The organism is Shewanella sp. ANA-3 (assembly GCF_000203935.1).
In the GTDB taxonomy this organism is placed as follows: Bacteria; Pseudomonadota; Gammaproteobacteria; order Enterobacterales; family Shewanellaceae; genus Shewanella.
In genome coordinates, this window is the sequence record NC_008577.1 from 2,335,075 (window position 1) to 2,360,285 (window position 25,211).

At 47.5% G+C, this 25,211-nt stretch carries 22 protein-coding genes; 13 read left to right on the forward strand and 9 right to left on the reverse strand.

Annotated features, from left to right (window positions below; translation table 11 throughout):
- Positions 1 to 8 precede the first annotated feature (8 nt).
- Both SHEWANA3_RS10325 and SHEWANA3_RS10330 read left to right on the forward strand, forming a co-directional pair.
- Complete coding sequence (locus SHEWANA3_RS10325; protein WP_011716956.1) at positions 9 to 326, forward strand: hypothetical protein; 318 nt, start codon at positions 9 to 11, stop codon at positions 324 to 326.
- A complete protein-coding gene (locus SHEWANA3_RS10330) occupies positions 323 to 604 on the forward strand; it encodes a DUF1315 family protein (protein ID WP_011716957.1) in 282 nt (93 codons plus the stop codon). The genes SHEWANA3_RS10325 and SHEWANA3_RS10330 overlap by 4 nt, the downstream gene beginning before the upstream one ends.
- A 70-nt stretch (positions 605 to 674) precedes the next feature.
- Here SHEWANA3_RS10330 and ansA read toward each other — a convergent pair whose 3' ends face one another.
- Both ansA and sppA read right to left on the reverse strand, forming a co-directional pair.
- Positions 675 to 1,688: an asparaginase gene (gene ansA / locus SHEWANA3_RS10335; protein ID WP_011716958.1), complete on the reverse strand. Its 1,014-nt coding sequence runs from the start codon at positions 1,686 to 1,688 to the stop codon at positions 675 to 677.
- A gap of 111 nt (positions 1,689 to 1,799) precedes the next feature.
- The gene (sppA, locus tag SHEWANA3_RS10340; protein WP_011716959.1) at positions 1,800 to 3,644 is read right to left on the reverse strand and encodes a signal peptide peptidase SppA; all 1,845 of its coding nucleotides are present in this window, start codon (positions 3,642 to 3,644) and stop codon (positions 1,800 to 1,802) included.
- Between the two features lie 165 nt (positions 3,645 to 3,809).
- On the opposite strand from sppA, the gene SHEWANA3_RS10345 reads away from it, so the two are divergent.
- Positions 3,810 to 5,828 carry an NADPH-dependent 2,4-dienoyl-CoA reductase gene (locus tag SHEWANA3_RS10345; protein WP_011716960.1) on the forward strand — a complete coding sequence of 673 codons (2,019 nt, stop codon included), beginning with the start codon at positions 3,810 to 3,812 and terminating at the stop codon, positions 5,826 to 5,828.
- 124 nt (positions 5,829 to 5,952) lie between these two features.
- Here the strand turns inward: SHEWANA3_RS10345 and SHEWANA3_RS10350 are convergent, their stop codons facing one another.
- From SHEWANA3_RS10350 to ubiG, 6 genes are all read right to left on the reverse strand, one after another.
- The gene (locus SHEWANA3_RS10350) at positions 5,953 to 6,408 is read right to left on the reverse strand and encodes a nuclear transport factor 2 family protein (RefSeq protein WP_011716961.1); all 456 of its coding nucleotides are present in this window, start codon (positions 6,406 to 6,408) and stop codon (positions 5,953 to 5,955) included.
- Positions 6,409 to 6,595: 187 nt separating this feature from the next.
- Positions 6,596 to 7,006, reverse strand: coding sequence for a class I ribonucleotide reductase maintenance protein YfaE (yfaE, locus tag SHEWANA3_RS10355; protein WP_011716962.1), 411 nt, complete (start codon positions 7,004 to 7,006; stop codon positions 6,596 to 6,598).
- Between the two features lie 16 nt (positions 7,007 to 7,022).
- Complete coding sequence (gene nrdB / locus SHEWANA3_RS10360; protein WP_041412624.1) at positions 7,023 to 8,153, reverse strand: class Ia ribonucleoside-diphosphate reductase subunit beta; 1,131 nt, start codon at positions 8,151 to 8,153, stop codon at positions 7,023 to 7,025.
- 61 nt (positions 8,154 to 8,214) lie between these two features.
- Entirely contained in the window at positions 8,215 to 10,503 is a 2,289-nt protein-coding gene (gene nrdA, locus SHEWANA3_RS10365; RefSeq protein ID WP_011716964.1) for a class 1a ribonucleoside-diphosphate reductase subunit alpha, read from the reverse strand.
- A 485-nt stretch (positions 10,504 to 10,988) separates the two neighbouring features.
- Positions 10,989 to 11,663: an HAD hydrolase-like protein gene (locus SHEWANA3_RS10370; RefSeq protein ID WP_011716965.1), complete on the reverse strand. Its 675-nt coding sequence runs from the start codon at positions 11,661 to 11,663 to the stop codon at positions 10,989 to 10,991.
- A 1-nt stretch (position 11,664) separates the two neighbouring features.
- Positions 11,665 to 12,375 carry a bifunctional 2-polyprenyl-6-hydroxyphenol methylase/3-demethylubiquinol 3-O-methyltransferase UbiG gene (gene ubiG, locus SHEWANA3_RS10375; RefSeq protein WP_011716966.1) on the reverse strand — a complete coding sequence of 237 codons (711 nt, stop codon included), beginning with the start codon at positions 12,373 to 12,375 and terminating at the stop codon, positions 11,665 to 11,667.
- 385 nt (positions 12,376 to 12,760) lie between these two features.
- On the opposite strand from ubiG, the gene gyrA reads away from it, so the two are divergent.
- Both gyrA and serC read left to right on the forward strand, forming a co-directional pair.
- Positions 12,761 to 15,517: a DNA gyrase subunit A gene (gene gyrA / locus SHEWANA3_RS10380; RefSeq protein ID WP_011716967.1), complete on the forward strand. Its 2,757-nt coding sequence runs from the start codon at positions 12,761 to 12,763 to the stop codon at positions 15,515 to 15,517.
- A 105-nt stretch (positions 15,518 to 15,622) separates the two neighbouring features.
- On the forward strand, positions 15,623 to 16,714 hold the full coding sequence (gene serC / locus SHEWANA3_RS10385; protein ID WP_011716968.1) for a 3-phosphoserine/phosphohydroxythreonine transaminase: 1,092 nt from the start codon (positions 15,623 to 15,625) through the stop codon (positions 16,712 to 16,714).
- 223 nt (positions 16,715 to 16,937) lie between these two features.
- On the opposite strand, the gene SHEWANA3_RS10390 is transcribed toward serC, so the two are convergent.
- Complete coding sequence (locus tag SHEWANA3_RS10390; protein ID WP_011716969.1) at positions 16,938 to 18,128, reverse strand: amino acid aminotransferase; 1,191 nt, start codon at positions 18,126 to 18,128, stop codon at positions 16,938 to 16,940.
- Between SHEWANA3_RS10390 and SHEWANA3_RS23600 the strand changes: the two genes are divergently transcribed.
- The 8 genes from SHEWANA3_RS23600 to pyrF all read left to right on the forward strand — a co-directional run bounded on the left by SHEWANA3_RS23600 (position 18,127) and on the right by pyrF (position 25,150).
- Positions 18,127 to 18,339: a hypothetical protein gene (locus SHEWANA3_RS23600; protein WP_166485350.1), complete on the forward strand. Its 213-nt coding sequence runs from the start codon at positions 18,127 to 18,129 to the stop codon at positions 18,337 to 18,339. The two genes, SHEWANA3_RS10390 and SHEWANA3_RS23600, sit on opposite strands and share 2 nt — an antisense overlap.
- Positions 18,340 to 18,563: 224 nt before the next feature.
- Positions 18,564 to 19,844 (forward strand): 3-phosphoshikimate 1-carboxyvinyltransferase, encoded by a 1,281-nt coding sequence (aroA, locus tag SHEWANA3_RS10395; protein WP_011716970.1) that lies wholly within the window; start codon positions 18,564 to 18,566, stop codon positions 19,842 to 19,844.
- Positions 19,845 to 20,027: 183 nt separating this feature from the next.
- Positions 20,028 to 20,720, forward strand: coding sequence for a (d)CMP kinase (cmk, locus tag SHEWANA3_RS10400; protein WP_011716971.1), 693 nt, complete (start codon positions 20,028 to 20,030; stop codon positions 20,718 to 20,720).
- A 102-nt stretch (positions 20,721 to 20,822) separates the two neighbouring features.
- A complete protein-coding gene (gene rpsA / locus SHEWANA3_RS10405; protein WP_011622695.1) occupies positions 20,823 to 22,490 on the forward strand; it encodes a 30S ribosomal protein S1 in 1,668 nt (555 codons plus the stop codon).
- Between the two features lie 73 nt (positions 22,491 to 22,563).
- Positions 22,564 to 22,851: an integration host factor subunit beta gene (gene ihfB, locus SHEWANA3_RS10410; RefSeq protein WP_011072380.1), complete on the forward strand. Its 288-nt coding sequence runs from the start codon at positions 22,564 to 22,566 to the stop codon at positions 22,849 to 22,851.
- A 123-nt stretch (positions 22,852 to 22,974) separates the two neighbouring features.
- A complete protein-coding gene (locus SHEWANA3_RS10415) occupies positions 22,975 to 23,250 on the forward strand; it encodes a lipopolysaccharide assembly protein LapA domain-containing protein (RefSeq protein ID WP_011626213.1) in 276 nt (91 codons plus the stop codon).
- A 1-nt stretch (position 23,251) separates the two neighbouring features.
- Positions 23,252 to 24,412 carry a lipopolysaccharide assembly protein LapB gene (lapB, locus tag SHEWANA3_RS10420; protein WP_011716972.1) on the forward strand — a complete coding sequence of 387 codons (1,161 nt, stop codon included), beginning with the start codon at positions 23,252 to 23,254 and terminating at the stop codon, positions 24,410 to 24,412.
- Between the two features lie 42 nt (positions 24,413 to 24,454).
- Positions 24,455 to 25,150, forward strand: a complete 696-nt coding sequence (pyrF, locus tag SHEWANA3_RS10425; protein ID WP_011716973.1) for an orotidine-5'-phosphate decarboxylase — start codon at positions 24,455 to 24,457, stop codon at positions 25,148 to 25,150.
- Positions 25,151 to 25,211 lie beyond the last annotated feature (61 nt).

Here is a 25,211-nt window from a genome sequence, read left to right on the forward strand (position 1 = left end):
GTGCGACTATGGCATTAATCGAATGTCCAATCTGCCGTAAACGGATGTCGAGCAAAGCACCAGCTTGCCCGCATTGTGAGGCAAAAACCAATGGTGACAATAGCTCGCTCGCTCGGATCAGTCATATCCAAAAATCCAGCAGCTTAATGAACCAAAGCTTTGTCGCCATGACGCTGTTTATTGCGGGGGTGGTGATTTGGTTTTGGGGCGGCGAGCCCGCCGAAGGTTTGCGCGCGACCATTGGCGTCATCTGTTTTGTCTTTGGTTTTGTGGGTTATTTAATTACCCGCGTTAGAATCGTATTACATAAGCGAAAGAGTGTATGACCGACATTAATCAAGTAATCGACCAAATGCCCGAAGAAGTCTATGAAAGGCTGCGTAGCGCCGCTGAATTAGGCAAATGGGAAGATGGCACAGTATTAACCGAAGCCCAGCGTGAGTCGACTCTTCAAGTGGTGATGCTCTATCAGGCGCGCCGCTTAGATCAAACTGAGCATTTCACCATAGCGGCCGGTGGCAAATTAAATGAGCTGTCGAAGGCGGAGTTGAAGAAACAATTCCGTGGCGAGTCTATTGCTGAGTTTAAAGCTGACGAACTCTAATTGTTGTGTTAATGCTTAAACAACAAAAAGCCCACGAATGTGGGCTTTTTCATGCGTAACGTTTCGATACTTAGTCGGGGCTGAGCTCACCAACCAAGTTTTGCAGCATGGCAGTTTTAATTTCGCTCGGCTTTAAGTTTTTCGATAGCAGATAATGCAACTTAGCCAGTGCGGCTTCAATGGTCATGTCTGCACCACTGATCACCCCCGCTTTGGCGAGGGCATTGCCCGTAGCGTAACCGCCCATATTCACTTTGCCTTGGAAACACTGAGTTAGGTTCACTAACACAATTCCACGCTCATCCGCTTGCTTTAGGGTATCGAGTAATGCCGCATCCTGTGGTGCATTGCCCACGCCAAAGGTTAGTAAAATCAGCGCCTTTACAGGTTGCTGTAGAATGTTCTCAAAAATTTGTGTCGAAATACCAGGATAGAGAGTCACCACTCCGACAGGCTGCGGGCTGATATTCGCCACTTCTAACGGCTTATCACTTGGCGTGGCAATTTTACCTGCACGCAGATTAATTTTAATCCCTGCCTCAAGCAGTAAGGGGAAGTTAGGCGAGGCAAAGGCATCGAAGCCATCGGCATGGGCTTTGGTGGAACGATTACCGCGGAACAGTTTGTTATTAAAGAATAAACACACTTCAGCCACCGGATAATTGGCGGCGATATATAAAGAGTTAAGTAGGTTGGTTTGACCGTCTGATCTCAGCTGTGCCAATGGAATTTGAGAGCCGGTGACGATAACAGGCTTTGACAGACCTTGAAGCATAAAGGATAAGGCCGATGCAGTATAGGCCATGGTATCTGTGCCGTGGAGGATCACAAAGCCATCGTACTTGTCGTAATTGGCCTTGATATCATCGGCGATCATTTGCCAGTCGGTTGGTGCCATGTTTGATGAGTCGATGAGCGGGCAGTACTCATGGATCACAAACTCAGGCATTTCATCATGGTAAAACTCGGGCATGGATTGGACACATTGGGTCAAAAAGCCTGCCACCGGTGCAAAGCCATTCGCGGTTTTTTGCATGCCTATGGTGCCGCCCGTATAGGCGACGTAAATGGAGCGTTTAGTCATTCTTGTCGTTATCTTAGCTGCAAGTGAGCTAATTATACGATTTTGCAGGCATAAACCCAATAAAAAAGCCCGAGGCAATCGGGCTTTTGTGTCCTTCATTTTGAGTCTGCGTTAGTTGATCGCACAGCTGTCACAATACACATACACATGGTTAGGATCGTTAAAGGCCGCGATGGTCTTTAAGCTGCCCGTCCATTGCGCCAACATTTGCTCAAGCAGTGTTGAATGGCTGAGTGACGCGGGCAAGTAGGCCGAAACAGAGGCAAACATTTGCTGCACAAAACGCTGTTCAGGCGTGAGCTCTTGTTCAATTACGCGGGTATCGAATAGGCTTAAATCTGCCAATTTAGCGGCTTTGGCAACGGCTTGGTCGATATCGCCAAGCTCGTCCACTAAACCTAACTCTAGGGCTTTTTTACCACTCCACACACGGCCTTGGGCGATGCTATCCACTTGTTCCAAGGTCATTTTACGTTCCTTAGCGACCAGTGAGATAAAGTCTAAGTAACCACGCTCGATATGACGCTGGATAACCGATTCGATTTGTGGCGAGAGGGTACGAGTTACAGACAATCCCGCCCATTCAGAGGTCGATACACCATCGGTATGAATACCTAAGCTAGCGAGTGAATCTTCGAAGGTGGTGATCATCCCGAAGATCCCGATAGAGCCCGTCAGTGTAGTTGGGGTTGCGAAGATATAATCGGCGCTAGCCGAAATCCAGTAGCCGCCAGACGCCGCAAGGCTGCCCATACTCACCACCACAGGTTTACCCGCCGCTTTGAGGGCGAGTAATTCTTGGCGGATCTGCTCTGAGGCAAAGGCGCTGCCGCCAGGGCTGTCGACTCTAAGTACCAGCGCTTTGATATGTTTATCAAATCGCGCCTTACGTAACAGCTCTGCAGTGCTATCGCCACCGATTTGGCCGGCGGGTTGGCTGCCATTTAAAATGGTGCCGCTGGCAACGATAATGCCGACACTGTCTTGCTCAACAAAGCTTGGCAAAGGCGTCACTAAGGTTAAGTAGTCGTAAAAGCTGACTTGCTTAAAGCTGTCACCCGACTTCTCTTTACCCACGCTATCGAGCATGACTTTACGGAACTCTTCATCGGTCGCTAGGGTATCGACCCATTTCATATTGATGGCCATAGTGGCGGAGTCGCCTTCGGCCTTATCCAGTTGCGCGAGGTAGCTTGCCGAGTCCAGCACTAAGGTATTGGCATCAATTTGGCGGTTTTCTGCAACCGTTTGAGTATAACTCTGCCAAACATCGGCGAGTAGGGCGCTGCTTGCCTCTCTGGCCGCATCCGACATATCGTCACGCATGTAAGGTTCTACCGCGGATTTAAAGGTGCCGACGCGGAAAATGTGTGCCTTTATCTTGAGCTTCTCGAGGGCGGATTTGAAGTATTGGTTATACATACTCAAGCCATCGAGAGAAACACTGCCTTGGGGATTGAGGTAAATGGTATCGGCAAAGCTGGCAAGAAAGTATTGGTTTTGCTCGTAATAGTTTCCAATTGCCACCACTTTTTTGCCGCTTTCTTTAAAACGATTCAGGGCATCGCCAATGGATTGTAATTTGCTGATCCCTGCGCGTTTCAGCTCGGCTAAGTCTAAGACTATGGTGCTGATCCTGTTATCGTGCGTCGCGTTATCAATCACATAGATAATATCGGACAGCAGGATTTCACCATCGCTGCTGCCGTTATTGCCTTGTTTAAGTGCGGCTTCAATTGGGTCGACCTGTTGTTTTTGATCGACAATTGAACCTGCCAGATTGAGCACCAATGCTGAGTTCTCTTCGACCTGAATATCCTCACTGCTGCCAATAGTAATGAGGATGATGGCCAGGAAGCCAAAAAAAATCAGGTTGAGTATGAATTTACGGATCCCGTTGAGGGTGTTCCATATAAATAAACATATTCTCTTGAAAAACGATGGGTTAGCGGACATTAGCCACTCCTTTGCTTATCGAATGTGCCAATGCTAACTGAAAATCCCCTCACTGGCTAAACACAATTGTAAAGGATTTTAACTTTTAACCCCCTAGCAACAGTTGAGCTTACATTTGACTCAAGGTATGCTCATTTAAATCACTTGTTTAAAAAGGATGTTTGAATGTCGTTTCCCCATTTATTAGAACCCTTAGATCTGGGATTCACCCAGCTCAAAAATCGTGTGTTAATGGGCTCCATGCACACGGGTTTAGAAGAAGAAAAGGGCGGATTTGAGAAACTGGCAGCGTTTTATAAAGAGCGCGCGTTAGGCGGCGTCGGTTTAATTGTCACCGGCGGTATCTCACCCAACCTACGTGGTCGTTTGACTCCCCATGCGTGTCAGCTGAGTTTCCCATGGCAAGTGGGTAAACACCGCATCGTGACTCAAGCGGTGCACGAGGCTGGCGGTAAAATCTGTATGCAAATTCTGCATGCGGGGCGTTATGGTTACCATCCTTTTTCACAGGCACCGAGTAGAATCAAGTCGCCTATCACTCCCTTTACGCCTTCGGCCATGTCGAGCCGTCAAGTACGCGCCACCATTAAGGATTACGCCAGTTCTGCCGCCTTAGCGAAAAGAGCGGGATACGATGGCGTAGAAGTGATGGGCTCTGAAGGCTATTTGATCAACCAATTTATCAGTTCGCGCACCAATACCCGCACCGATGAATGGGGCGGCAGTTTTGAAAAACGTGCGCAATTTCCGATAGAGATTGTGAATGCCATTCGCGCCAAAGTAGGCAAAGATTTTATTATTATCTTCCGCTTATCCATGCTCGACTTAGTCGACAACGGCTCCACCTGGGACGAAGTAGTGCAATTGGCCAAGTGGCTCGAGCATGTGGGGGTGTCGATTATCAATACAGGGATCGGCTGGCATGAGGCCCGTGTGCCAACCATTGCGACCAGTGTGCCGCGCGGTGCCTTTGCTTGGGTGACTGAAAAACTTAAAAAGTCGGTTTCAGTCCCCTTGATTGCCACAAACCGTATCAATACGCCTGAGATTGGCGAGCAAATCATCGCCTCTGGTCAAGCGGATATGGTGTCTATGGCACGGCCGTTTTTGGCCGATCCTGAATTTGTTAATAAAGCGGCGGCCAACACGCCAGAGCTTATCAATACCTGTATTGGCTGTAATCAGGCCTGTTTGGATCATACATTCTCACTCAAACGTGCCACTTGCTTGGTCAACCCTCGCGCCTGTTATGAGACCGAAATTAACTTTTTACCCACCAATAACAAGAAGCGTATCGCAGTGATGGGCGCGGGCCCTGCGGGGATGGCATTTTCGGTGTATGCGGCCATGCGTGGCCATGAGGTCGTGCTTTTTGAAGCAAAATCCGAGGTGGGTGGGCAGTTTAATCTGGCACGTAAAATCCCAGGAAAAGAAGAGTTTAACGAGACGATTCGTTATTTCCTTAATCAAATCAAGCTCCATAAAATCGATTTGCGCTTAAATACCCGTTTGGATGCTAAGGTGCTTGAAACCGAAACCTTTGATGAAATCGTTATCGCCTCGGGCGTGGTCCCGCGCGAGTTAAGTTTGCCAGGTTTTGATAGCCCCAAAGTGGTGGATTATCAACAGGTGCTGACGGGCCAAGCCACTATTGGCAACAAAGTGGCCCTGATTGGTGCCGGCGGCATTGGATTTGATATGGCGCATTACCTCTGCGAATCAGAGTCGAGCACCCTCAATCCTGAAAAATGGTTAAAGCAGTGGGGCATAGACAAACAATATCAGCATGCGGGTGGTTTAGCCGAGCCTGAAGTCGATAATAGCGACCATAGACAAGTCTACTTGCTGCAACGCAAGACTTCTAAGATGGGCCAAGGCTTAGGTAAAACCACCGGCTGGATCCACCGTTTAGTGTTAAAACAGCACGATGTGAAGATGAAAACCGGCGTTAACTATGACAAGTTTGACAATGCGGGTCTGCATATCCGTGTTGGCGAGCAAACCGAAGTGTTGGCCGTGGATAATGTGATCCTCTGTGCCGGACAAGAATCTAACCGCACCTTAGTCGATGAGATGAAAGCAACGGGGATTCCTGTGCATTTGATTGGCGGTGTCGATGTGGCCGCCGAGCTCGATGCAAAACGCGCCATTCGTCAAGGCGCAGAGCTTGCGATGCGACTGTAGTTGTTAAGCTATTTCACCAATAAAAAGCCTGAGTTTAACTCAGGCTTTTTTGTTGATTTTGACTCAGGCTTTTTTGTTGATTGATATGAAGATAAGAGCCTATCTGCATGAGTGGGACATTTGCTTAGTTGGGTAAATGCCCATAACTGACGACCCGCGTGACTTGCCACTGGCCATTGGTGCGTTGCCAGAGCATTAAAAATTTGGCTTTGCCATCACAACTGCCAGTTTCTAGACTGCAAAATTTATGAATGCCTTCAGTTATCGCGCCAAAGTCTTTGATGGGATAGGCTTGAAAGCTTTCTTCAACCAGTGAGCGGGTGTATTTGCCGCAGGCATAGTTTTTAGTGTTGTTGATCATTGATTGGCGATCCCAAGTCACACCACCATTGTCATGGTAAAACTCGACCTTCTCTGCAAAGTAACTTTCGTGCAGCTTGAGTTGTTGCTCATCGGCACAGTGATTAAATGAAGCAAATACCTTGTTATCCATGTCTTTCATCTCGGCAACGAGGTTATCTTCAATCGAAAATGCACTCATCGACACAAGCAGCAAGCTGATTGCGATTAACTTATCCATAGCTCTCCTTGGTAGAAACGGGCCACCTAATACAAAGTAAAAGTAAGTGGAAAGCAATAACATAATGAACTTTTGGCAAGCTAACAAGGGCGAGTGATAAAGTGTTTAGGAAGCCGTAAAGATGGTGTCTTGCTAATCAGTAAGCGTTATAAGGGAAGAAAATACCCATTTGTTGTAGACGACTCTATTAGTCTTCTATCACTTCTTGCTGTGGCACGGCTTTTAGATTAGCGGTTTTACGCGTCGATGGGGTTTGGGCGCGCCTGTTACCGCAAGAATAGGTCACCACGGCAGCACCTTCGGGGGATAAATCGAGTTCTAAATCTTCGCTAGGAATACAGCAGCAGGGCAGGCATTCGTCGGCATTAAGCTCGGCTAAAGGCTCGGTTAAATAGCTGACGCTGCCGCTAATAATACGGGTCTTGCAAGCGCCGCAAAAACCACTGCGGCACTCAGAGAAAATGGTCACTTTTTTGGCTTCGAGTGCTTGCAACAACGAATTGTGCTGCTCGGTAAACAGCAGCACAGGTTGCCCTTGAAGGCGCACAATGGGCGCCTTCGCAAAGGGGTTGTTTAACAGCAGGTTCGATTTAGCCATGAGCAATCAAATCCCGTTAGAGATCGAAATCGAGGAATTCGTCACTGTCGACGGCCGAATCGATTTGACCGACAAGATAAGATGACACTTCGACTTCCTGTGGCGCTACTTGTACCGCGTCACTCTCTAACCAGTTCTTCATCCAAGGTAGTGGGTTAGACAGCTCGGCATAAGGCAGTGGCAGGTTAACGGACTTCATCCGTTGGTTAGTGATGTACTCAACGTATTGGCAGAGGATCTGCTCGTTGAGTCCGATCATCGAACCGTCTTTGAACAGGTATTTTGCCCATTCTTTTTCTTGCTCTGCGGCCTTGAGGAACAGGTTGTACGCTTCCTGTTGGCATTCTGCGGCAATCTCAGCCATTTCAGGATCGTCTTTGCCGCCCTGCATAATGGTTAAGATATGCTGAGTGCTGTTTAAGTGCAGCGCTTCGTCACGGGCGATAAGACGAATAATTTTCGCGTTACCTTCCATGAGCTTACGCTCAGCAAATGCGAATGAGCAGGCAAAACTGACGTAGAAGCGAATCGCTTCGAGGGCGTTCACTGACATCATACACAGGTACAACGCTTTCTTTAGCGTGCGAGTGTTGACTTCAATCGGCTCGCCATCGATCACATGGGTACCTTCGCCTAACAGGTGGTAAACCTGTGTCAGCTTGATCAAGTGATCGTAGTATTCGGCAATGTCAGTCGCGCGGCGTAGGATCTCTTGATTCACCACGATATCGTCAAAAATCACCGAAGGATCGTTCACGATATTGCGAATAATGTGCGTGTATGAGCGCGAGTGAATTGTCTCGGAGAAAGACCAAGTCTCAATCCAGGTCTCTAATTCGGGCAGCGACACTAAGGGCAGAAACGCCACGTTAGGCGAGCGACCTTGGATAGAATCGAGCAGCGTTTGGTATTTTAGGTTCGAAATAAAAATATGCTTTTCATGATCTGGCAGTGAGTTGTAGTCGATTTTATCGCGGCTCACGTCAACTTCTTCGGGGCGCCAGAAGAAAGACAACTGCTTTTCAATCAGTTTTTCAAACACTTCATATTTTTGTTGGTCATAACGAGCGACGTTAACCGATTGTCCGAAGAACATAGGTTCACGGGTGGCATCGTTGGGTGTTTGGCAAAAAGTAGAGTAGGTCATGGTACGAGTATTCCAATAAGTCGGGATCCCAAAGGGATCCCGCAACCGTTAACATTGAAGATTAGATTTTGCAGGCGCCGCCAGCACAGCCGTCATCTTCTTTCTCTATGTTGGTAATGTCATCGTGTTGATCCGATGCACCATCGCGAGTGTTATGGTAGTACAGCGTTTTTACACCTAACTTATAGGCATTGAGTAAGTCTTTCAGCAGAGTCTGCATCGGAACCTTACGGCCTTCGAAACGCGTTGGGTCATAGTTAGTGTTGGCCGAAATCGCTTGGTCAACGAATTTTTGCATGATACCCACGAGCTGTAAGTAACCTTCGTTGCTTGGCATTTGCCATAGCAGCTCGTAGTTGTATTTCAGCTCATCAAAATCAGGCACCACTTGCTTTAACTGGCCATCTTTACTCGCTTTAACGCTGATCAAACCCCGTGGCGGTTCGATACCGTTGGTCGCGTTTGAGATCTGTGATGAAGTCTCAGACGGCATCAATGCAGACAGGGTCGAGTTACGTAAACCGTGCTGTTTGATGTCTTGGCGCAGTGTTTCCCAGTCTAAATGCAATGGCTCGCTGCAAATCTTATCTAAATCACGTTTGTAGGTATCGATAGGTAAAATACCTTGAGCGTAAGTGGTCTCATTAAATAATGGGCACGCACCTTTCTCTTTCGCCAGATTCATTGACGCCTTGAGCAGATAGAACTGAATCGCTTCAAAGGTCTTGTGAGTCAGGTTGTTCGCGCTACCATCGGAGTACTTCATGCCATTCTTCGCTAAGTAGTTCGCAAAGTTGATAACACCAATACCTAAGGTACGACGGTTCATCGATGAAATTTCGGCCGCTTTGATTGGATAATCTTGGTAATCCAGTAGGTTATCCAGTGCACGTACCGCTAAATCGGCTAATGGCTCAAGCTCGGCTAAGTTTTTGATTGCACCTAAGTTTAACGCTGACAGTGTACACAGCGCGATTTCACCGTTTGGATCGTCAATGTTGTTCAACGGCTTAGTCGGCAGCGCGATTTCAAGACAAAGGTTAGATTGTCTGATCGGAGCGACTTTCGAGTCGAACGGACTGTGGGTATTACAGTGGTCGACGTTTTGGATGTAGATACGGCCCGTTGAAGCACGCTCTTGCATCATCAATGAGAACAGTTCAACTGCTTTCAATGTCTTCTTACGAATGCTGCTGTCTTGCTCATATTGCAGGTACAGACGTTCGAATTCGTCTTGATCTTCGAAGAAGGCATCGTAAAGACCTGGTACGTCAGATGGGCTGAACAGGCTAATGTTTTCGCCTTTGATCAGACGTTGGTACATCAGCTTGTTGAGCTGCACGCCGTAGTCTAAGTGGCGAATACGGTTATCTTCAACACCGCGGTTGTTTTTCAGTACCAGCAGCGATTCTACTTCTAAGTGCCAAATGGGGTAGAAGAGGGTCGCTGCACCACCACGAACGCCGCCTTGCGAGCAAGATTTTACCGCCGTTTGGAAATACTTGTAGAAAGGTAAGCAACCGGTGTGGAAGGCTTCGCCGCCACGGATTGGGCTACCTAATGCACGGATACGACCCGCGTTGATACCGATACCTGCGCGTTGGCTCACATACTTCACGATAGAAGAGGCGGTCGCGTTGATAGAATCTAAGCTGTCGCCACATTCAATCAGTACGCATGAACTGAATTGACGTGTTGGCGTGCGTACACCTGCCATGATTGGCGTTGGCAGCGAAATCTTAAAGGTCGATACCGCGTCGTAAAAATCTTTAACATATTGCAGGCGCGTTTCTTTTGGATAACGGGCAAACAAACAGGCTGCCACTAGAATATAGAGGAACTGGGCGCTCTCGTAGATCTCGTGGGTCACACGGTTTTGTACCAGATACTTACCTTCGAGCTGTTTTACTGCCGCGTAGGAGAAGTTCATATCGCGCCAGTGGTCGATATAGCTGTCCATAATATCGAGTTCTTCGCGGGTGTAATCCTGCAGAATATGCATATCATACTTGCCAAGCTCGACCAGTTTAGTCACATGGTCGTATAACTTTGGCGGCTCGAACTGACCAAAGGCCTTCTTACGTAAATGGAATACGGCTAAGCGCGCAGCCAGAAACTGATAATCCGGTGATTCTGGGGAAATTAAATCCGCCGCAGATTTGATGATCGTTTCGTGGATAGCTTCGGTTGGGATCCCGTCGAAAAACTGTAAATGCGTGCGAAGTTCAACTTCAGAAACAGAAACGTTTTTTAATCCCTTGGCTGCCCAAGTAATTACGCGGTGTATCTTATCGAGATCGATTGTCTCACGTGCACCACAGCGTTTTGTGACTGTCATATTGCTATTCATTGAAGAGAGGCCTTGGTTCTGATATCTGTTCAGGTGAACTAAGTCACCGTACGTTTCCTTGTAAAACAATCAACCTGAAAACCCTTAATACTGCTGACTATGCAGAAGATAGTCGATTTAACGGGGAACTTCTAGTGTGTCTGATTGCTACCTATACACAAGATATGGTGTTTTAAATAATCTGAGATACAAGATAGTGAGGTTTGCCGCTATTTGCAAGTCTCAATTCAGGGGGTATCTTGTGGATATCTTGAGGATAAAGAAAAGCGTTAGTGATGACTAACCCTGAAGCTCAAATTGAGATTAGCGTGCAACATTGATGACGTTTTTTTGCGCAAATTTCACTGTGTGATCGATCGCTAAAATAAGCAGCGATTGCGATCGCAAGGATTGACCCTTAGCCTAAATTGCATTACCAGCAAATGGGGCAGAATTTCGCCATTAATGGTTAAGTTGAGCAATTAGCACGAGTCGGTCCGTTACCGCTATTTCGCTAATGCTTGGCTTAATGCCGAATGCAAACTCGATGGCGAGGTAAACTGTGCATAGGCAGGCCATGCATCGGGCGTATCGGCCTCACCCAAATATCCCCACAGCGCTATAACGCCGAGCATGCCCGCCGCTTGGGCCGCGAGTAAATCCCGCTCGGCATCCCCTAAATAGAGGATTTGCTGTGGTAGGCACTGCAATTGCTGTGCGCCCAATAGCATTGGTGCGGTATGGGGCTTGGGATAACGAGTGGAATCGCCACTGATCATCACCGGCATACGTGAGCTGAGCTTAAGTTTATGCAATAGAGGGCGAGTAAAGCGGGCGGGTTTATTGGTGATCACCCCAAATGGTACGCGGCACAACTCGAGCCAATCGAGCAGGGGGGCGATACCATCAAACAACTGGCAATGGTCGCCATTGATCCTTTGATAGTGGGCGAGGAGTCCTTGCTGTACTTGAGTGCGCAGGGCGTCATCCGCGCCGGGAATCGCCGCATCGACTAAGGCAAAGCTGCCATGGGAGGCAGCGCTACGCATATCTGCTAAAGGTTTTGCTGCGATACCGACATCCGACAAACTGAGGTTAAGGGCCTGAACCAGATCCGGCGCGGTATCGGCAAGGGTACCGTCAAGGTCGAATAAGACCCCTTTAACCTCAGCTAAACTCATCTTAATCTACCTTTTGCGTCGCAATCATATAATTAACATCGACCTTTGGCGTGTACTTAAAGATCCCCGTCAGTGGGTTATAGGTGATCCCAAGTGCATCTTTACAGAGAAGATCGGTGTTATCGACTAAGGCCATGAGTTCCGATGGCTTGATGAACTTATTATGGTCATGGGTGCCAATGGGCAGCATCTTTAATAGGTACTCGGCGCCGATAATGGTCTCGACGAAAGACTTAATGTTACGGTTGATGGTTGAGAAAAACACAAAACCGCCGGGTTTAACCATATCGCAGCAGGCTTGAATGACTGATTGTGGATCTGGTACATGCTCGAGCATCTCCATACAGGTCACCACATCATAGTATTCGCGGTGTTCTTCCCGATGGGCCTCGGCAGTGTTTTTGACATAGTTGATGCTCACGCCAGTTTCCAGTGCATGTAAACGCGCGACTTCTAATGGTTCTTCACCCATATCGAGGCCGTGAACGATCGCGCCGATGCGCGCCATGCTTTCGGATAAAATGCCGCCGCCGCAGCCGACGTCCAGCACTTTCTTACCAAAAATCCCGCCTGCCGTTTGATCGATATAGTTAAGGCGCAGGGGATTTAATAGATGCAGCGGCTTAAACTCGCCGTTGAGATCCCACCAGGTTTCGGCCATACGTTCAAACTTTGCGATTTCCAGCGGGTCTACGTTGGTATTCTGTTGCATGCTATTACCTATTACGGCTGTCATTGTGCGGCTATTATAACGACAATGGGGGATAAACACAGTATTGGCTGATCCTAAGTCTTTGTGGTTGAGTGAAATTTCAACAATTATCATTAATTCTTAAACACTTTGTGAAGCTGAGCGGTTTTTCTGCTCAGAGATTAATCAAGTCTTGGCCTTAATTTCGCCATTAACAACGGATTTTATCGGGTTTAAAAGGGCAAATTGACAGTGTTTTCATCTATTAAGCCACATCCTTTGCAATTCACGTAGGATAGGTCTGGCGACATTAAATAACTGTGTTAGAATGCCAAATCACGTTTTTGGGCCGCTCAATGATACGGATTATACGTTGTCGGCTAATTTTCAGGGGAACGAGCAGTTTATGACTGATCTGGCATCATCTATTTCGCCAATTAATATCGAAGACGAACTAAAGAATTCGTACCTTGATTACGCCATGAGCGTCATCGTGGGACGTGCATTACCAGACGTGCGTGATGGCCTTAAGCCTGTGCATCGCCGCGTGCTGTTTGCCATGAGTGAATTGAAGAACGATTGGAACAAGCCGTACAAAAAGTCTGCCCGTGTGGTTGGTGACGTGATCGGTAAATATCACCCCCATGGTGATTCGGCGGTTTACGATACTATCGTACGTATGGCTCAGCCTTTCTCTCTGCGTTACACCTTAGTCGACGGTCAAGGAAACTTCGGTTCGGTTGACGGTGACTCCGCAGCGGCAATGCGTTATACCGAAATCCGTATGGATAAGTTAGCGCACCAGCTCCTCGCCGATCTTGAAAAAGAAACCGTTGACTATGTGCCCAACTACGATGGCACAGAACAAATTCCCGCTGTATTACCGACACGTGTCCCTAACCTGTTAATCAACGGTTCATCGGGTATTGCGGTCGGTATGGCGACAAACATTCCGCCTCACAACTTAACCGAAGTGGTCAAAGGCTGTTTAGCGCTGATCGCCGATCCTGCGCTGTCTATCGAACAGTTGATGGAACATATTCCTGGCCCAGACTTCCCAACGGCTGCGATTATCAACGGCCGTAAAGGCATTATCGATGCGTATAAGACGGGCCGCGGCCGCGCCGTCATGCGCGCACTGGCTGAAGTCGAAACCGAAGATAACGGCCGTGAACGCATTATCGTCACCGAAATTCCTTATCAGGTGAACAAGGCGAAACTCATCGAGAAAATCGCTGAGTTAGTCAAAGATAAGAAGATTGAAGGCATTAGCGGCCTGCGCGACGAGTCTGACAAAGACGGTATGCGTATCGTTATTGAAATCAAACGCGGTGAAGTGGGTGAAGTTGTTTTGAATAACCTCTATGCCCAGACACAAATGCAATGTTCTTTTGGTATCAACATGGTGGCATTGACCAATGGTCAGCCTAAGTTGTTCAACTTAAAAGAAATGCTCGAATGCTTTATCCTGCACCGCCGTGAAGTGGTGACTCGCCGTACCGTATTCGAACTGCGTAAAGCGCGCGAACGTGCCCATATTCTTGAGGCATTAGCGGTCGCACTCGCCAATATCGATCCGATTATTGCGCTGATCAAAGCATCTCCTACCCCAGCTGATGCGAAAGTCAAACTGGTTGAGCAGGGCTGGGCACTTGGCCATGTACAGGGCATGCTTGAAAAAGCGGGTGACGATGCGGCGCGTCCTGAATGGTTAGAGCCAGAATTCGGTATCCGTGATGGCTTATATTACCTGACCGAGCAACAGGCTCAGGCGATCCTTGAGCTGCGTTTACACCGTTTAACTGGTCTTGAGCACGATAAGATCATCGCCGAATACGAAGAGCTGCTCGAGTTCATCGCGGGTCTGCTGTTTATTCTGCGCAGCCCTGAGCGTTTGATGGAAGTCATCAAAGAAGAGCTAGAAGAAATTCTGGCTGAATACGGTGATGCACGCCGCACTGTCATCAACGCTAATGAAATTGATATGAGTCTTGAAGACTTAATCAACGAAGAAGACGTGGTTGTGACCCTGTCACACTTAGGTTACGCCAAGTACCAACCGCTGAGCGATTACCAAGCCCAGCGCCGTGGTGGTAAGGGTAAAGCCGCGACTAAAGTGAAAGACGAAGATTTCGTTGAAAAACTACTGGTTGCCAACACTCACGATACGATTCTGTGCTTCTCTGATTTCGGTAAGATGTACTGGCTCAAGGTCTATCAATTACCGCTGGCAAGCCGCACATCGCGCGGGCGTCCGATTGTTAACTTACTGCCGCTGTCCGATGGCGAACGCATTACGGCGATTCTGCCGGTGCGTGAATACGCAGAAGATAAGTACATCATCATGGCGACTTCTAACGGTACCGTGAAGAAAACTGCGCTGACGGCTTACAGCAACCCACGTGCTAACGGCATTATCGCCGTGAACCTGAAAGATGGTGACCAACTGATCGGTGTCGATATCACTAATGGTGATGATGAGATCATGTTGTTCTCGAACGAAGGTAAAGTGGTTCGCTTTAAAGAAGGCGAAGAAGTCGCCGTACTCGATGAAAACGGCAACGCAGTGCTGGACGAAGAAGGCAACCCTCAAATCAACTTCAAGGGCGTGCGTCCAATGGGCCGCGGCGCGACAGGTGTTCGCGGTATCAAGCTCGAAGAAGGTCAAAGAGTAGTGTCTCTCATCGTACCTAAGGGCGATGGCGCTATCTTAACCGTGACCGAAAACGGTTACGGTAAACGTACTGAACTGTCCGAATACCCATCGAAGAGCCGCGCGACCAAAGGTGTGGTATCGATCAAGGTGAGCGAGCGTAACGGTGCAGTGGTTGGCGCGGTACAAGTTGGCGGCAATGACGAAATCATGCTCATCAGCGACAAAGGTACCTTAGTGCGTACGCCAGCGAACGGTGTGTCTATCATCGGCCGTAACACCCAAGGTGTGACCATTATCCGTACCGCAAGTGACGAGAAAGTGGTTGGTCTGCAGCGTATTGATGAGATCCAAGGCGACGAAGATGAAGTCGAGCTGGATGAAAACGGTATGCCAATCGTCCCAGTTGTCACTGAAGGTGACTCTGTTCAAGAAGAGCCTTTAGAGGATGAACTGGAAGAAGAATTAGACGAAGACGAAGAGCTTGACGACGAGCAAGACGAAGACTAATTCGAGAGTATGAAAACGAGCGTCCAATTGGACGCTCGTTTTTTTCATGGCAACGTTTTATTTTATGAATTCTAATATCATGGTTTGTAAATAAGGAGAGTGGCAGTGAGCGCGATTTATAATTTCTGTGCAGGTCCTGCGATGTTACCCGCAGCGGTAATGAAAAAAGCACAACAGGAATTACTCGATTGGAATGGGCTAGGTGTCTCCGTGATGGAAGTCAGCCACAGAGGTAAGGAGTTTATCGCGCTGACCAAGCAAGCTGAGGCGGATTTACGCGAGCTGATGCACATTCCACAGAACTATCATGTGTTGTTTATGCACGGCGGTGGTCGCGGTCAGTTCTCTGCCGTTGTGAATAATTTTTTAGGCAACCAAGGCAGAGCCCTGTATTTAGTCAGTGGTCAATGGTCTTCTGCAGCATTAGCCGAAGCACAAAAGCTGGCGGGTGACACTCAAATTGATAGCCTTAACATTGTTGAAAAACATAATGGACTCAATGCAGTAGTGCTGCCTGAACTGCATAAGATTGATGCCGATTACCGTTATGTGCACTACTGCCCAAATGAGACAGTTGATGGTATCGAAATTTTTGATGAGTTAGACAGTCCATGGCCGATTGTCGCCGACTTATCATCTACCATTATGTCTCGCGAAATCGATGTCAGTCGTTACGGTTTAATCTATGCTGGCGCACAGAAGAACATTGGTCCTTCGGGCTTATCTATTGTGATCGTGCGTGATGATATGTTGAAGCTGCCGAGTTTAACCCAATCATCCATCATGGATTACCGTTTAGCCGTTGAGCATGACTCCATGTTCAACACGCCGCCAACCTTTGCTTGGTACTTAGCGGCTGAAGTATTTGCTTGGCTCAAATCCTTAGGTGGTGTGGCTAGTATCGCGAAAATCAATCAGCAAAAAGCGCAAATGCTGTATGCCTGTATCGATGCCAATCCTTTCTATAAAAATGGTGTCGTCGCGGCAAACCGCTCACAAATGAACGTGACTTTCCAACTGGCGGATGAATCCCTTGATGGCGCCTTCTTAAAAGAGGCCGAAGCGGCGGGCCTAGTGGCCTTAAAAGGTCATCGAATCGTTGGTGGCATGCGTGCCAGCCTTTACAATGCGATGCCACTTGAAGGTGTCGCCGCGCTGGTGAGCTTTATGAACGAATTTGCGGCAAAGCATAGCTAAGCCAAGTAATGAAGTTTACCTAACTTGCTTAACTCGCTGATTGATACGTGTCGTTTAAAGTCAGTTTTAACAGCGTAAAGTGAGAAAAAAAACGAATGCCTAGGCATTCGTTTTTTATTGGTTGCATAAAGCTTAAAGTTAATATGAAAGCATGCACTAAGTAATAGCTAAAGGAAGGCTAGGGGACTTAGGCCGAATTAGGCGCTTCATCCCAACAGTCTTGTTACAGTACTTTTGCAATCGACTTAGCTAAGTAATCCACATTGTCTTCGCTAATGCCTGCAATGCTAATGCGACTCGAACCCACCATATAAATGCTGAATTCTTTCTGCAGACGCGCGACTTGCTCAGGATTAACCCCTAGGAAAGAGAACATGCCTTTTTGGCGTGCGATAAAGCTAAAGTCGCGGTCCACGCCATTGGTTTTGAGTTTTTCCACTAAAATGGCGCGGTTACCGTTGATACGGTCGCGCATCACTTTCAGCTCATCTAACCATTCTTGCTTTAATTCTGCCGAACCTAGAATGGTTTCGACAATCGCCGCGCCGTGGGCTGGCGGCATGGAGTAGAGGCAGCGAACCACGTAAAGCAGCACAGATTGCGCGATGTTTGCCGTGTTTGCATCTTTTGCAACCACAGAGCATGAACCGATACGCTCACGGTACAGACCGAAGTTTTTCGAGCAAGAGCTACACAGGATCATATTATCGACCGCAGCGGCCATTTTACGCACGCCGTAGGCATCGATATCGACCCCATCACCAAAACCTTGGTAAGCCATGTCGATAAGCGGGGTAAAACCTTGCTCCTTGGTGAGGGCAACCACTTTATCCCATTGTTCTGTCGTTAAATCCATCCCGCTTGGGTTATGGCAACAGGCGTGGAATAGCACCACATCGTTCGGGCCAATCTGCGCAAGCGCGCTGAGCATCTCATCGAACTTTAACGATTTAGTGTCGTAATCATAGTAAGGGTAGGTTTTAACGGTCAGACCCGCCGCTTCAAACAAGCCTATATGGTTAGCCCATGTGGGATCGCTCACCCATAGCACAGCATTAGGATTGCAGCGTTTAATAAAATCACCGGCAACGCGCAGGGCGCCCGTGCCACCAGGAGTAGAAACAGTACGAATGCGGTTGGTGATAATCGCGCTGTGATCACTGCCAAAGGCTAATTCTGTTATCAGGGTATTAAACTGAGGTGAACCGGTTGGGCCGATATACACTTTGGTGGTTTCAGTGTCTAAACGGAATTTTTCGGCTTTTTTCACGCAATTAAGGATGGGAGTGTTTCCAGCGGGATCCTTATATACGCCCACACCTAAGTCGACTTTTTGAGGATGTGAGTCTTCACGGTACTGGGTTAATAGGCCGAGGATAGGATCCGCAGGCATTGCGACGAGTGAGTTAAACATGGCTCCATCTACCTTTTTGGTTATATTGCGACAACATGAATTGCAAAGAATATGCGTGATTTATCGTTTGAAACCTAGAATAGCGTGGATAGATGAAAAATTTAAAGCAAAAACTGTGAACTATGGCCAATTAATCTGGCAAAAAAGCCTGCCAAAAAACGCTTTAGATCACAATTTAACCGCTGATATTTTGTATTTTTGTTATTTTTAGACTGACTTGAGTAATTTTCCGGTTTAAAAAGCCGTTTTTTAGTAAAAAACGGTTGAATCCTGCGTCACTATCGGTAATTTTATAACGACGAAGCACCAACAAGGTCCCCAATCTCCTTTAATTTGTAATCTTAACTTGACGCCATGTAGCGTGAGGTTGCCATTTACCTATTTTCAATCAGCGTACCGTTGATGGTTACGCCCTAAGAGAAAGAAGATTTATTCATGAAGCAATTACGTCTTGAACCTGTTGTGCAAGTCCGCGGTGAGATCAATATTCCGGGCTCAAAAAGCATTTCTAACCGCGCGTTATTATTAGCGACCTTAGCCAAAGGCACCACTACGCTAACCAATTTGCTCGACTCCGATGATATTCGTCATATGTTGGCGTCTTTAAAGCAGTTGGGTGTTGAATACCGCTTATCGCAAAATAATACTGTCTGTGAACTGACTGGCTTAGGCGGCGTGATTTCATCAGATACCGCGCAAACGCTGTTTTTAGGCAATGCGGGCACGGCAATGCGTCCATTGTGCGCTGCGCTCACCTTAGGCCGTGGCGAATTTACCTTAACCGGCGAGCCGCGCATGGAAGAGCGTCCCATTGGCGATTTGGTCGATGCTTTAAAACAATTGGGCGCCAATATTGTTTACCTTAAGAATGATGGATTTCCACCACTGACCATCAATGCAACCGGTCTTAACGGTGGTGATGTCGAAATTGCTGGCGATCTGTCTAGCCAGTTCTTAACCGCGCTGTTAATGGTTGCGCCCCTCGCGAAGGGCAGTGTGAATATTCATGTCAAAGGTGAACTGGTTTCAAAGCCCTATATCGACATTACCTTAGCCCTGATGGCACAGTTTGGCGTTCAGGTGATTAACCATGACTATGCCCGCTTTGAAATCCCAGCCGGGCAGCAGTATGTGTCTCCGGGTAAAGTGTTAGTGGAAGGGGATGCCTCTTCTGCATCTTACTTTTTAGCGGCGGGAGCCATTAAAGGCGGTGAGGTGAAAGTCACGGGTGTTGGCCGTTTAAGCATTCAGGGCGATGTGAAATTTGCCGATGTGCTGGAAAAAATGGGCGCCGATATTGAGTGGGGCGATGATTATATTATTGCCCGCGGCGCGCCATTAACCGCGGTTGATTTAGATATGAATCATATCCCCGATGCGGCGATGACCATTGCCACTGCGGCCCTGTTTGCTAAGGGCACGACCACCATCCGCAACATCTATAACTGGCGCATTAAAGAGACCGATCGATTAGCGGCGATGGCCACCGAGCTACGTAAAGTGGGCGCTCTAGTGGAAGAAGGGCACGATTATATTCAAATCACCCCGCCAGTGGTGCTCAATACCGCAGAGATAGACACCTATAACGATCATCGTATGGCGATGTGCTTCTCCATGATGGCTTTTGCCGATTGCGGGATCACCATCAATGATCCCGATTGTACCTCGAAAACCTTCCCAGACTATTTTGCCCAATTTGCCAGTCTCAAAGCCTAACCGCTTTCTGTAACAGACTGACTTTGGGTCATATCAAGATGATGAAGCCGCATTTGAGCGGCTTCTAAACTTCATAAAAAATCCACGGATTTTATTTGTATTGTATTGTACAATGCGGCGCGCTCATTTTCGGGGCTCTAGTTAAGAACTCACGGATGATGATTATTTTTTGCGGAGGAATGTATGTCTGAACGGGCTCCTGTAGTCACAATCGACGGCCCAAGTGGTGCTGGTAAAGGGACAATTAGCCAATTATTGGCTAAGCATCTCGGATGGCAACTGCTTGATAGTGGTGCTATTTACCGAGTGCTTGCGTTAGCTGCAATTCACCACGATGTAGAACTGGAAAATGAAGAATCCATCACACTCCTTGCTGCGCACCTTGATGTGAAATTTTTAACCGGCAATGAGAAAGACCCAGTTCAAGTGATCTTAGAAGGTGAAGACGTCACTACTGCGATACGTACTCAAGAATGCTCAAATGCGGCCTCTAAAGTGGCGGCATTTCCCCGTGTGCGGGAAGCCTTATTACGTCGTCAACGTGCCTTTAGAACGGCACCCGGATTAATCGCCGATGGCCGCGACATGGGCACGGTTGTTTTCCCAACAGCATCGGCTAAATTATATTTAACTGCTTCTGCAGAGGAGCGGGCTCAAAGACGCTATAATCAGTTGCAGGACAAGGGCTTCGATGTTAATATCGAGCGCCTTTTAGCTGAAATTATCGAGCGTGACGACCGCGATATGAATCGTCCAGTGGCCCCTTTGGTCCCTGCCGAGGATGCGCTCGTTATCGATACTAGCGATAAAGGTATTGATGAAGTACTTGAGCTTGCGCTCAACTACATCAACCAAAAATTATCCCACAATAACTAAGTTATTGTTTGGATAGGTATTCGTATTAAGGATGATACGGATAATTTGACTGACTCCACGTCTAGGATTGACTGTGGTTTATTACATTAAAGTAACTTAAACATGACTGAATCTTTTGCTGATCTATTTGAACAATCCCTTCAAACTCTGGAATTCCGTCCAGGCTCTATCGTTCGTGGTACTGTAGTTGCTATCGAAAACGGTATGGTTCTGGTTGATGCAGGTCTGAAGTCTGAAAGCCCAATCCCAGCTGAACAATTCAAAAACGCTCAAGGCGTTTTAGAAATCGCTGTTGGTGATGAAGTTGACGTAGCTCTTGACTCTGTTGAAGACGGCTTCGGTGAGACTCAACTGTCTCGCGAAAAAGCGAAACGTCACGAAGCTTGGATCGTTCTGGAAAAAGCTTACGAAGATGCTGAAACTGTAATCGGTATCATCAATGGTAAAGTGAAAGGCGGTTTCACTGTTGAATTAAACGGTATCCGTGCCTTCTTACCAGGTTCTCTAGTTGACGTGCGCCCAGTTCGCGACACCGCTCACTTAGAGTACAAAGAATTAGAATTCAAAGTTATCAAACTTGACCAGAAGCGTAACAACGTAGTTGTTTCTCGTCGTGCAGTTATCGAATCAGAAAGCAGCGCTGAGCGTGATGCACTGTTAGAAAACCTGCAAGAAGGTCAAGCAGTTAAAGGTATCGTTAAGAACCTGACTGACTACGGTGCATTCGTAGATTTAGGTGGCGTTGACGGTCTGTTACATATCACTGATATGGCATGGAAACGCGTTAAGCACCCATCTGAAATCGTAAACGTTGGTGACGAAATCAACGTTAAAGTTCTGAAGTACGATCGTGAGCGCACTCGTGTGTCTCTAGGTCTGAAACAACTTGGCGAAGATCCATGGTTAGAAATCAGCAAACGCTACCCAGAAAACACTAAGTTAACTGGTCGCGTAACTAACCTGACTGACTACGGCTGTTTCGTTGAAATCGAAGAAGGCGTTGAAGGTTTAGTTCACGTTTCTGAAATGGATTGGACTAACAAGAACATTCACCCATCTAAAGTGGTTAACTTAGGTGATGAAGTTGAAGTTCTGGTTCTGGATATCGATGAAGAGCGTCGTCGTATTTCTCTAGGTCTGAAGCAATGTAAGACCAACCCATGGGATGACTTCGCAACTCGTTACAACAAAGGCGACAAGGTTTCTGGTAAGATCAAGTCAATCACTGACTTCGGTATCTTCATCGGTCTTGACGGCGGTATCGATGGTTTAGTTCACCTGTCTGACATTTCTTGGAACGGCACTGGCGAAGACGCAGTATCTGAGTACAAGAAAGGCGACGAAATCCACGCAGTGGTTCTGTCTGTTGACCCAGAGCGCGAGCGCATCAGCTTAGGTGTTAAACAAACTGAAGACGATCCATTCAACGCTTACTTAGCTGACAAGAAGAAAGGTACTATCGTAAACGGTACTGTTTCTGCTGTTGACGCTAAAGGCGTGACTGTTGAACTAGCTGACACTGTTGAAGGTTACATCCGTGTAGCTGACATCAGCCGTGAGCGCATCGAAGATGCATCTACTGTTTACTCAGTAGGTGACGCTATCGAAGCTAAGTTCATGGGTGTTGACCGTAAGAACCGTTCTATCAGCCTGTCAATCAAAGCGAAAGACGAAGCTGAAGAAAAAGAAGTAATGGCGACCTTGAATAAACAAGAAGACGCTGTTATTAGTAATGCAATGGCTGAAGCGTTTAAAGCAGCTCGCAAATAATCGCCTGTTGTATGGGGAGTTTTTTCTCCCCATTAGGTGACTGTGTTTGGCTTGATAATAGGGGATAGCTAGGATGACAAAATCCGAACTGATCGAAAAACTCGCCACCAGGCAGTCGCAGCTGTCGGCGAAAGAGGTTGAAGGCGCAATCAAAGAGATGTTGGAGCAAATGGCAACAACATTAGAAAGCGGTGATCGTATTGAGATCCGTGGCTTTGGTAGTTTCTCGCTTCATTATCGTGCACCGCGTACTGGCCGTAATCCAAAGACTGGTTCATCAGTTGAATTGGAAGGCAAATACGTCCCGCACTTTAAGCCAGGCAAAGAACTGCGCGAACGCGTTGACGCAGTTAATGTATAATTGACCGCATTACAAAAAGCCTCCGTAAGGGGGCTTTTTTATATCTAATGCAAGGCAAAGCTGGTCAGCTCAGTAAATTTCTTGGATAATCAGAAAATTGAAAGGCGTTTAAGGGAGTGCAACGTGAAATCTTTTGTAGCGACAGTCCTTGTGGCACTGTTATTTATCGTGGCATTGATTTTTGGTGCGCGTAATGAACAAGTAGTGACGATCAGCTACTTTGTGGCTCAGGGTGAGTATCGTTTACCCGTAGTCTTAGCCGTGGTTTTCTTTGCAGGCTTTATGTTGAGTTGGCTCGTGGCCAGCTATTATATTGTCAAACTAAAATTGGCTTTAGCGGCGACCAGAAAGAAATTAACGGTCCAAACCGCTAAAACTCCTCAAGGTGTAGACGCCTAATATGCTTGAGATCCTCTTCCTGCTGCTTCCTATTGCTGCCGGTTACGGTTGGTATATGGGGCGGCGGAGCATAAGGCAAAACCAGAGTAATCAGCGTAAGCAATTAAGTCGTGATTATTTCACCGGCTTGAATTTCCTGTTGTCAAACGAGTCAGACAAAGCGGTCGACTTGTTTATCAGTATGCTCGATGTGGACGATGAAACCATCGATACTCATCTTTCCCTCGGGTCGTTATTCCGCAAACGCGGTGAAGTTGACCGCTCCATTCGTATCCATCAAAACTTAATCGCACGTCCCACACTCACCAATGAGCAGCGCGATATCGCGATGATGGAACTGGGTAAAGATTACCTTGCGGCGGGGTTTTACGACCGTGCAGAAGAAATTTTCCTGAATTTGGTGAGTCAAGATGACCATAGCGAAGAGTCTGAGACGCAGCTGATTGCCATTTATCAAGTCATTAAGGAATGGCAAAAGGCCATCGACATCACCAAGCGCTTAAGCCGCAAGCGTCAGCAGGTGCTTAAACCGATTATCGCCCATTTTTATTGCCAGCTTGCGGATGAAACCAGCGACGATGCTGACAAGATCAAGTTATTACTACAGGCCTTAAAACAAGATCCTAAGTGTGGCCGAGCCTTACTCACGCTCGCCAAAAAATTCCTCGACGCCAAGGATTATAACCAGTGCAAATCTATGCTGATGGCACTGAAAAAGGCTGACATAGAACTTTTTGCCGATGCCTTACCAACGGCCAAGCAAGTGTATCGCGATACCCAAGATAAAGAGGGCTATCAAGAATTATTAGCGGGCGCGATGGCCGAAGGGGCGGGCGCCTCCGTGGTGGTAGCGCTTGCTCAACATATGATTAGTCTCGATGAGATAAAAACTGCTGAAAACATGGTGTTGGATGCCCTGTATCGCCATCCCACCATGAAGGGGTTTCAGCACTTAATGCAGATGCACCTGCGTCAAGCTGAAGAAGGGCAAGCCAAACAAAGTTTGACTATGCTTGAGCAACTTGTTGAACAACAAATTAAATTCCGTCCAAGTTATCGCTGTAAAGAATGCGGTTTCCCATCCCACACCCTGTATTGGCATTGCCCCTCCTGTAAAAAATGGGGCACCATTAAACGGATCCGTGGCTTAGACGGTGAATAACCTTTAGAAATACCTTGTTAGTGTAACTCAGTTGGAGAGATGATGACGACCAAACCTATCCTCGTAGCGCTTGATTACGATAATAAAAACCACGCCTTACAACTGATAGATCAACTCGATCCCAACATGTGCCGCCTCAAAGTGGGCAAAGAAATGTTTACCCTGTTTGGCCCACAATTGGTTAAAGACATTCACGACCGTGGTTTCGATCTTTTCCTCGACCTAAAGTTTCACGATATTCCCAATACGGTCGCCAAAGCAGTTGCGGCTGCGGCAGAACTTGGCGTGTGGATGACAAACGTGCATGCCAGCGGTGGCTTGGCCATGATGGAAGCGGCGAAAAAAGCGTTGCTGCCCTATGGCAAGGATGCACCTCTGCTAATCGCAGTAACGGTACTTACTTCAATGAGTGATGAAGATTTAAAACTCATCGGCATTGATGTGCCAGCTTTTGAACATGTGCAACGTCTCGCGAAACTCACCAAGCAGGCGGGCCTTGATGGTGTGGTCTGTTCGGCGCAAGAGGCAAATGTACTAAAATCACTCTTAGGTCAAGATTTTAAACTTATCACCCCGGGGATCCGTCCACTGGGCAGCGACGTGGGTGACCAACACCGGGTGATGACGCCACCGGAGGCGCTTGCAGCCGGTTCTGATTATTTAGTGATTGGTCGACCAATCACTAAGGCCGCCGATCCTCTGGCGGCGCTGCAGGCGATTCATCAATCTCTCGCTTGAGTGCCATGATGAAAGCCATTGCGGCTTAAGCACTCATTCGCGCGTTAATTTGACCGTTCAC

What these genes read in the sequence shown, in the direction of transcription:
- SHEWANA3_RS10325 (WP_011716956.1), top strand. Translation starts at nt 9, where the DNA reads ATGGCATTAATCGAATGTCCAATCTGCCGTAAACGGATGTCGAGCAAA.
- nrdB (WP_041412624.1), bottom strand. Translation starts at nt 8,153, where the DNA reads ATGACCTACTCTACTTTTTGCCAAACACCCAACGATGCCACCCGTGAA.
- aroA (WP_011716970.1), top strand. Translation starts at nt 18,564, where the DNA reads ATGAAGCAATTACGTCTTGAACCTGTTGTGCAAGTCCGCGGTGAGATC.
- nrdA (WP_011716964.1), bottom strand. Translation starts at nt 10,503, where the DNA reads ATGAATAGCAATATGACAGTCACAAAACGCTGTGGTGCACGTGAGACA.
- ihfB (WP_011072380.1), top strand. Translation starts at nt 22,564, where the DNA reads ATGACAAAATCCGAACTGATCGAAAAACTCGCCACCAGGCAGTCGCAG.
- SHEWANA3_RS10370 (WP_011716965.1), bottom strand. Translation starts at nt 11,663, where the DNA reads ATGAGTTTAGCTGAGGTTAAAGGGGTCTTATTCGACCTTGACGGTACC.
- SHEWANA3_RS23600 (WP_166485350.1), top strand. Translation starts at nt 18,127, where the DNA reads ATGGCTCCATCTACCTTTTTGGTTATATTGCGACAACATGAATTGCAA.
- ubiG (WP_011716966.1), bottom strand. Translation starts at nt 12,375, where the DNA reads ATGCAACAGAATACCAACGTAGACCCGCTGGAAATCGCAAAGTTTGAA.
- gyrA (WP_011716967.1), top strand. Translation starts at nt 12,761, where the DNA reads ATGACTGATCTGGCATCATCTATTTCGCCAATTAATATCGAAGACGAA.
- yfaE (WP_011716962.1), bottom strand. Translation starts at nt 7,006, where the DNA reads ATGGCTAAATCGAACCTGCTGTTAAACAACCCCTTTGCGAAGGCGCCC.
- ansA (WP_011716958.1), bottom strand. Translation starts at nt 1,688, where the DNA reads ATGACTAAACGCTCCATTTACGTCGCCTATACGGGCGGCACCATAGGC.
- SHEWANA3_RS10330 (WP_011716957.1), top strand. Translation starts at nt 323, where the DNA reads ATGACCGACATTAATCAAGTAATCGACCAAATGCCCGAAGAAGTCTAT.
- pyrF (WP_011716973.1), top strand. Translation starts at nt 24,455, where the DNA reads ATGACGACCAAACCTATCCTCGTAGCGCTTGATTACGATAATAAAAAC.
- sppA (WP_011716959.1), bottom strand. Translation starts at nt 3,644, where the DNA reads ATGTCCGCTAACCCATCGTTTTTCAAGAGAATATGTTTATTTATATGG.
- rpsA (WP_011622695.1), top strand. Translation starts at nt 20,823, where the DNA reads ATGACTGAATCTTTTGCTGATCTATTTGAACAATCCCTTCAAACTCTG.
- cmk (WP_011716971.1), top strand. Translation starts at nt 20,028, where the DNA reads ATGTCTGAACGGGCTCCTGTAGTCACAATCGACGGCCCAAGTGGTGCT.
- lapB (WP_011716972.1), top strand. Translation starts at nt 23,252, where the DNA reads ATGCTTGAGATCCTCTTCCTGCTGCTTCCTATTGCTGCCGGTTACGGT.
- SHEWANA3_RS10350 (WP_011716961.1), bottom strand. Translation starts at nt 6,408, where the DNA reads ATGGATAAGTTAATCGCAATCAGCTTGCTGCTTGTGTCGATGAGTGCA.
- SHEWANA3_RS10345 (WP_011716960.1), top strand. Translation starts at nt 3,810, where the DNA reads ATGTCGTTTCCCCATTTATTAGAACCCTTAGATCTGGGATTCACCCAG.
- SHEWANA3_RS10390 (WP_011716969.1), bottom strand. Translation starts at nt 18,128, where the DNA reads ATGTTTAACTCACTCGTCGCAATGCCTGCGGATCCTATCCTCGGCCTA.